Below are 7,129 nucleotides of genomic sequence, written 5' to 3'. Positions count from 1 at the left end.
TTTTCTTTGCAATACAGAAGTAGTTCTCTAACAAATCCTCTTGGAATAAAAACATAACCATCTCGTTCTTCAAGCATTCTGAAGTAGGCTTCTGTGCCAAACGTATTTTTACCAAGCTTCTTCTTTATGATATATTCAGAATTAACGAAGTTGAGGTTATCTCTTAAAAAGTTTACCAGGCCAGGACTTAAATGTGCTCGTGGAATTTTAATATTATTGGTTAGCGTGATTTGCAGTACTGCTGAATTTGATGAAACTGTTTGTATGTGTTTATTGTCTGATCCTGTAAATGAATTGTATATCTCATCCAAGTGCCGGGTATCCACTTTCTTTATTGTTTGCAAAAATGACCATTGGTCTGGATAAGGTTTATAACTAACCGGATCGATAAAACAGGAATTATTATTATCCAGTGATTTCTTTTGCAATGGTAATGCTATCAGATTGCCGACTCCTTTGCCGGAATGTGAATCCTGGTTAGGAAACAGCCGGTCATAATTGGAATTTTTATCGAAAGGAGAAATAATGCCTGTTGATTCAAGAATGTAAAGCAGGATCCTTCTACTTTTAAAGGCAGGATAGCTGTTTTCAAAAAATATCCATACATGGCCTCCTTGTCCGCTTCGGGAACGTTCAAGATATACCGGCAGCTTATGTCTTTCACAGGCGTCTATAAATATCTTCACTTCATCCTGCCACCTTATTTTACCGGATTCTGATTCATCGAAATCGGCTGCTATGAACCACGAAGAATTATCTGGTAAAAGTGGATAAAGACCAATCACTTCTTTGCCTGACAGATGATTCAATAATCTTTGTTCAGTTAACGGTGAATAGGACTTATTGGCGAAGTCCTTAAGTGTACCGCCATTTGCTTTATGGATTGCATATTCATCCCAATTTAAATCATAAGCAGGCATATAACCACTACGGCCATCTTTTTCCCAGCGAATGGCAAATACGTCTTGTCTTCCTTTGAAAAAAGACATGAAAACCTGCAGTGATTCTTTCGAAATTAGAATCATTATTCTGAGTTGGTAATAATTATGGTTAAATTTCACGTAAGCTATAAATTTAACTTTAATAGCGGAGTCTGTTGTTGCAAGTGTTTGATTTTTAATTAAATGCGAGCTGAGTTATCTCTGTTGAGCAATTTTTCTTATTATTGCCTAAATGATCTCAGATGAAATCCGTCAAAAACTTCAAAATATCGTTAGAGGAGATGTCCTTGAAGGGCAAGAAGATCATTGCACAGCAATCAGAAATCTCCTTTGCAAAAGCTTTGGCTCAAATCCAACTGTTAAAAAGGAATTCGAAAGTCGCTCAATTGTCAAAGAAGAACAGGCTCGCTTCATAAAAGCTTACGCTGAAGATAAAGGGCTCTGGATGCAATCCTTGCCAGCAGGTTCTCAATATCTGACGGAGGGCGGAGAGTCTAAAATTTATCTGGCCCCAGATCAATTGCATGTTATTAAAAATAATGATGCGGTGTACTATGCCACCTGGCTTGAGTACCTCAACAGCCTGGTAATACATAATCTGTTGTTTCCAAATACTGCTTATGAACTTGTCGGTTTTACTGTGGGCAAAGAAGGAGAACTTCGAGCTGTAGTTCTCCAACGTTTCATTGAAGGGGAGCAAGCTGACCTGGCCGACATTAAAGATCATTTAATTTTTAATGGATTTGCACATACCAAGCGCCAGGACTACTTTAATACCGAGTTTGGGTTGATATTAGAAGATATGCACGATGAAAATGTAATAGCCAGAAATGATGTGCTCTTCTTTATTGATACCGTCTTTTATATAATGGAAAGAAAATAAATCTCACGGAATGATTGATGATATTGTCGATATTTTATCTATCAATTGCTTTTCATTATTCATACGCTTAAATAATTCCTTTAATTGGTTCGACCATCTTCCGGCGGACTCCACAGAATAAAAAAGGTTCACTTATAAGTGGGCCTTTTTTGGTGCCGGTTCATGTATCTCTCTATTTGGGCAATCCCAAAAGAAATTACCTCACCACTACTACAACGCCTTTCTCTCTTTTCACTTCTTCATCTTCGAGTTGCCAGATGCAGGTCCATACAAAGGTGCCTGATTGCAGACTGCCCTGAAATATACCATCCCACCCTTTGCGGCTGTCGGTAGAATGGAATACTAATTGTCCCCAGCGATTGTACACATTTAATTCATATTTGACCAGGTTGCCAAATATCAACGGTTTAAATACATCGTTCCTGCCGTCGTTGTTGGGCGTAAAAGCATTGGGAATATAAATCCCTCTCATACAATCTTTGAGTGCAATAGCAATGGTGTCCCTGCCTATACATTGGTACTGATCCTTCACTTCCAGCCAATAGGTATTCGCCTTGGTGATGGTCACTGAACTACCGGTACTGCCCGTACTCCAATTGTAGGAAGAGAAAGTGCGCGCCGGTTTCAGCACATATTTGCTTTTGTTGCAAATAGTGGTATCTGCCGGTAAAAAATCCGTAGGAGCCGCTACCAGTTTGTCTATTGTCATGGTATCTGCTCCTTTGCAACCATGCTGATCGATGACAGATACTGCATACACACCGGGTTGAGTCACCGAAATAGCAGAATCAGTACTTCCGGTACTCCAGGAATACTGACTGAAAACACCTGGATTCAACCGGCCTACCGTTCCTTCACACAAGGGACCATCTGCGCCCAGGTTCGGTACAGGGTTATTGAATACCTGCAATATCTGCAAAGTGTCGGCTGATTTACAGCCGTTGCCGGGGACAACTTTTACCCAATATTTACCCGTATTAAAAACCGTTAGCTTCCGGGCCGTACTGCCTGTGCTCCACTGATACTGACTGAATCCGGCTCCTGCATCGAGCACAAGGCTGTCGCCGGAACAAAACGACGTATCTACGCCTAAATTTATAGCCGTTGAATGATTTACTTTCAACATAATGGAGTCGTATACATAACAGCCGGGTGTTTTTTCGGCGCTTACATAGTACATAGTATCTCTGGCGGGAGCCACGCGGATCGATTGTGAAGTTATACCATTGGCATTGTAATTGGGCCGCCAATTGTAATTAAAGAAGGCTGCTGGCGCCATAATGGCAATAGTATCTTTTTCACATATCGTAACAGTATCCATGCCAATGTCGAATGGAATTGGAGGATGTGGCTTTACCTCCAGTGTATCTCGGAACGGGTTGCCGCAAGAGTCTGAAACCAACACATGATAAATGGCAGGTTGAGTTACCTGTAACACGGAGTCTGTCGACCCATCCTGCCACAGGTAAGTTTTATAGCCTTTATGGGCGTTGAGTTGTATAGTGTTGCCCGGGCAGATAACTGTATCTTTTCCAAGGTAAACCTGGCCATTTGACCGGCGCACACTTACTTTGACAGAATCAGTGAGCAAAGTACAACCTGGTATACTGCCATACAACTTAAACTCGCCGGGATCTTTGAAATTGAACAGGTACATGGAGTCATTCAGTTTCTGGAACGACTGTACCAAGGATGTATCATATTTCAGGAAGGGGCTGGCGCCACAACCAGGATTTTTTCGGGCCGTAAGGATGAGGCTACCAGACACACAAATAGTATCGGCAGAAGGCACGAGTGAAAATGTGTCACAATGCGAGACCTGGCGGCAGGCAGGTAATTCATAAGGTACCGAGTTCCAGGTGGTCAATGTTTTGTTGGTACTTTCATAAAGATCATTGGATACAATAGATTTGAACCCGTAATTGACAGGAACAACTTTGTACGGTTCTGTATAAGTACCGAAATCATCCCAGCCAAGGCAATTGGATGCTGTATCGGAAATATGGAGGTTGAGGAACTCAATTTTATTGATGTTCGAAATGGAATCTCCCAGCAATTTTATGATCAGGTCGCTGCCATCTCCGAGGCGGAGTGCTGCATTTTCATTGGGCATGCCTTCACCTAAATAATACCTACGACGTTGCTTCAATATCTGTCCATCTTTAAACTGTACGTAATATACGTTGGCGGTGTAGCCGCTGAAAATCTCCAACATACTGAATACGCCCGAACCATCCTTGAAAACCTGGATCTTTGTATTATAACTATTGCTGGAATATGGATTCCGGAAGGAATAAGCCTTTACAAAATTGCCCGCCGGGTCTAATTCTACCACACCGGCATGATACATATCTGCAGTATCGGTGGCACCCCAGCGATAATACTTATACTGTGGGCCGTAAAGTGCATAATTTCCGTTGTTCAGTTTTGTTACTCCATCCGCATTTAGAAAACCTACGTAGCCATTGGAATTAGATGCATCTAACGGTTGATAAAACCTGGTTGCGATCGTGTCTCCCGTGTTCTTATTGATCCTGTACATACTGATGCCAGTTCCACCTGTGGTATAGCTTGAAAATGAAACGAGTTCCTGGGATGTTATGTCGAAGCCAATAGGTCTGTCAAAACTGGCTCCCCAGGTATTATAGTATTTGCTCCAGGCAACCGCACCATTGGCAATATTGAATTTTGTAATATTATAACCATCAGACCAGTGGGGGCTGGAAAAGAAGATGTCTCCCGTATAAGGGTCCTGTTTTACATCCTGTATATAAAAATAGGAACCACTGCCGTTTGTGCCCACCTGCCATACCTTTGATCTATATGTTTTACTCCAAATAATATTGCCGTTATTATCTGTGTGGGTAATGATCACATCATCATTACTGGTGACCGGATTATTGGTAGCGCCTGCCAGTAAAAAAGAGCCGTCCTGGAGCTCAAGCGACCTGTAATAATTAATATAACCGTAGGACCGGTGATTAACACTATCGTATAATCGGTTCCATTGCAGGGTGCCGGTATCTGTACACTTCATTAGGAATCCACCACTGCCATAAGGGGCATTGCGGCTTGCCCACTGTCCGCTTATCAGCACGTTGCCATCTGTTAGCATCTGCGAATTGGTGACATAATAGGTCATGGTATCTTCCTGCATAAAATAACGCCCTGAGGTATCGAAACATACGGTGGCCAATAAGCGTGAGGACCGTGCAGACTGCCCTATAGTTTGTAGAGGCTGTTGCCGAAGCTGTAGGGCTAATCTTTTGAAGGAGGCAGGGAGGTTAGCTGCGGGGGGTAATGGGGGGCGGCTGTTTTGATTTCCTTGGTTATGGATCAACTGCATCCGCTGAACAGAATCCGTTACTCTTGTATAGTCAGCAGAGGGTATTGGAGTTTGTGCCAGCGTGCCACAATAGATCAATAACAGAAGTACGGTATACGGGACCTGTTTTCTCGGGTTCATGTTTAGGAGGCGTTCAATATGTAAAACGATGCTGAACGGTTCAAAAATATATTAAAAAGAGGTAAGTAACAATCAGCATTCTTCCTTTCTTTTGCCGGGCAAGTCGACTAACTTCGGCGTATAGGTCCCGAATCGGGCCGGTTACTACGCCGGGCGTTTGCGATGGCCATGACCAATAAATCGGATAGATATGTATCTGGCCGGCTCACTAAAATTATGTTCAAAATCCTGAGTAGTTAAGAAGCAAGTGGTAAATTTGTGCGAATATTTCTTGTAATATGTACAAAATCCTATTGATAACAACCCTCTTTTGCCAGGCAGTATGCACTTATGCGCAACAAAACAATACCGGAACACCGGCATTGGATGTGTTCACCGCCTGTGGCTATATTGGAATACCAAGGGATGGGAAAGTAAAGTTCTATAGTCAGAAATATGATGAACTGAAAAACGACCATCCCTGGATGCTGTCAGGCGAATTCTCTATTCCTGCAGGAACAGTTGCCCTGGCCGGAAATGAGCGGAAGTTGATCATACTGTTCAGGGACAGCATCGTTTTTTATGAAATGAATTATGAAGAGGACCGTGGCCTCAAATGGGAACGTTATAGGGCTTATTCCTTCGATCCAACTGTTAAAATTACACCACAAAACTGGATCAGGAACGCCTACAGCACTGAATGCGACTTCACCTACCTGGAGGGAAACCTTGAAAAAGGATATGCGTATGATGGAGGCAGATGGATAAATCTCAATGAACTGATTTATAAGAACGCAAAACCGTTGCAACCTCTCGTTGTCTGTGGCGATAATAAATACTTCTTTGACTACCAAACGAGTGGCATAGCAGTGGCCCGGGTAACGAAGGAAGCTGTTACCTTCTGTTTGCCCTCAACATTTTCGCTGCTTACGCTAAAAAAGTATATGAAAGCCGAAGAGCTAAACAACCAGGTCAAGGAAATGGAAAGCAAGACATTTATCCTGCCTACAGGTACGGAGAGCGTTTTTATATATCAGTGGGAAACTATTGCAACTGTCAATAAACAGGGAATTGAATTCTTCCTTTATTCAAAAAAAAATGGAAAATGGGAAAAGCAGAATAATATGACCCTGCTTTTTAAATAGTGATCAAACCGGAAACAGGTAACATAAGGGTAGTGCCTTATTGTGCCTGATTCATCAAACGCTTAAAGAATTCTTTTAGTTGGTTCGGCTTAATAAACTCATTTTTCAGTAGCAACTGGATTTCATCGTCTTCTCTGCTTAATTCCTGCGACATATCCCTGTAGTTGGGTCTTTCGGTTTAAATCGCTATACCAACGATTATAAGTATCGAGATTGATTTCGTTTTTTATCCATTTAGCTTCATCACTGTGCAATTGTCGTTCGGCCTCTTCCAATTCAGACTTCTTATGAATCAAGAATTCCCTATTTTCCGACAGCCTTTTATCCAATATTGATTCACTCTCCTGGTAAATATCTTTTATGGTTCGTTAAATACGGCTGGAACATGGGCCACAGATTCTGATGACCAATGATTTTGATTGCGTCATCTAAAAATGCTGCATCAATTAATCTTTGAAAGCGGTGTGGTTCAGCAGCTTGTCTTTGCTTCATCTGGTCAATCATTTTTTGACTCAGTATTTGTGTGGGTCTGTTCAGTTCATCCAGGTAGTTAGGCCCATGATGGCTTTTTAATTCAAAGTCAATGATTGGTAAAAGGATTGGGTAAAAAAGCCGTTAATCAGGAATACCCATCCTATTGAACGAAGGCAGTTTGTTCGTGCTATTCAATAGGAATTAAACTTCGTTTTTTAGGGTCTATTGACCACTGAACCTG

4 protein-coding genes are annotated in these 7,129 nt (G+C 41.8%); 2 read left to right on the top strand and 2 right to left on the bottom strand.

The genetic code is table 11. The features are described from left to right. Positions 1-1,025, bottom strand: a 1,025-nt coding sequence (locus tag ACJ751_RS26420; RefSeq protein WP_407748535.1) for a TOTE conflict system archaeo-eukaryotic primase domain-containing protein, incomplete at its 3' end; no start/stop codon positions are given. Positions 1,026-1,173: 148 nt separating this feature from the next. On the opposite strand from ACJ751_RS26420, the gene ACJ751_RS26415 reads away from it, so the two are divergent. Further along, positions 1,174-1,824: a hypothetical protein gene (locus ACJ751_RS26415; protein WP_407748534.1), complete on the top strand. Its 651-nt coding sequence runs from the start codon at positions 1,174-1,176 to the stop codon at positions 1,822-1,824. Between the two features lie 196 nt (positions 1,825-2,020). On the opposite strand, the gene ACJ751_RS26410 is transcribed toward ACJ751_RS26415, so the two are convergent. Further along, entirely contained in the window at positions 2,021-4,981 is a 2,961-nt protein-coding gene (locus ACJ751_RS26410; protein ID WP_407748533.1) for a gliding motility-associated C-terminal domain-containing protein, read from the bottom strand. Positions 4,982-5,568: 587 nt separating this feature from the next. Between ACJ751_RS26410 and ACJ751_RS26405 the strand changes: the two genes are divergently transcribed. Beyond that, positions 5,569-6,414 (top strand): hypothetical protein, encoded by an 846-nt coding sequence (locus ACJ751_RS26405; RefSeq protein ID WP_407748532.1) that lies wholly within the window; start codon positions 5,569-5,571, stop codon positions 6,412-6,414. Positions 6,415-7,129 lie beyond the last annotated feature (715 nt).

Source organism: Niastella sp. (assembly GCF_045805085.1).
GTDB lineage: Bacteria > Bacteroidota > Bacteroidia > Chitinophagales > Chitinophagaceae > Niastella.
Note: the sequence above shows the minus strand (reverse complement) of the source record. Positions and strands in the feature narration are given on the sequence as shown.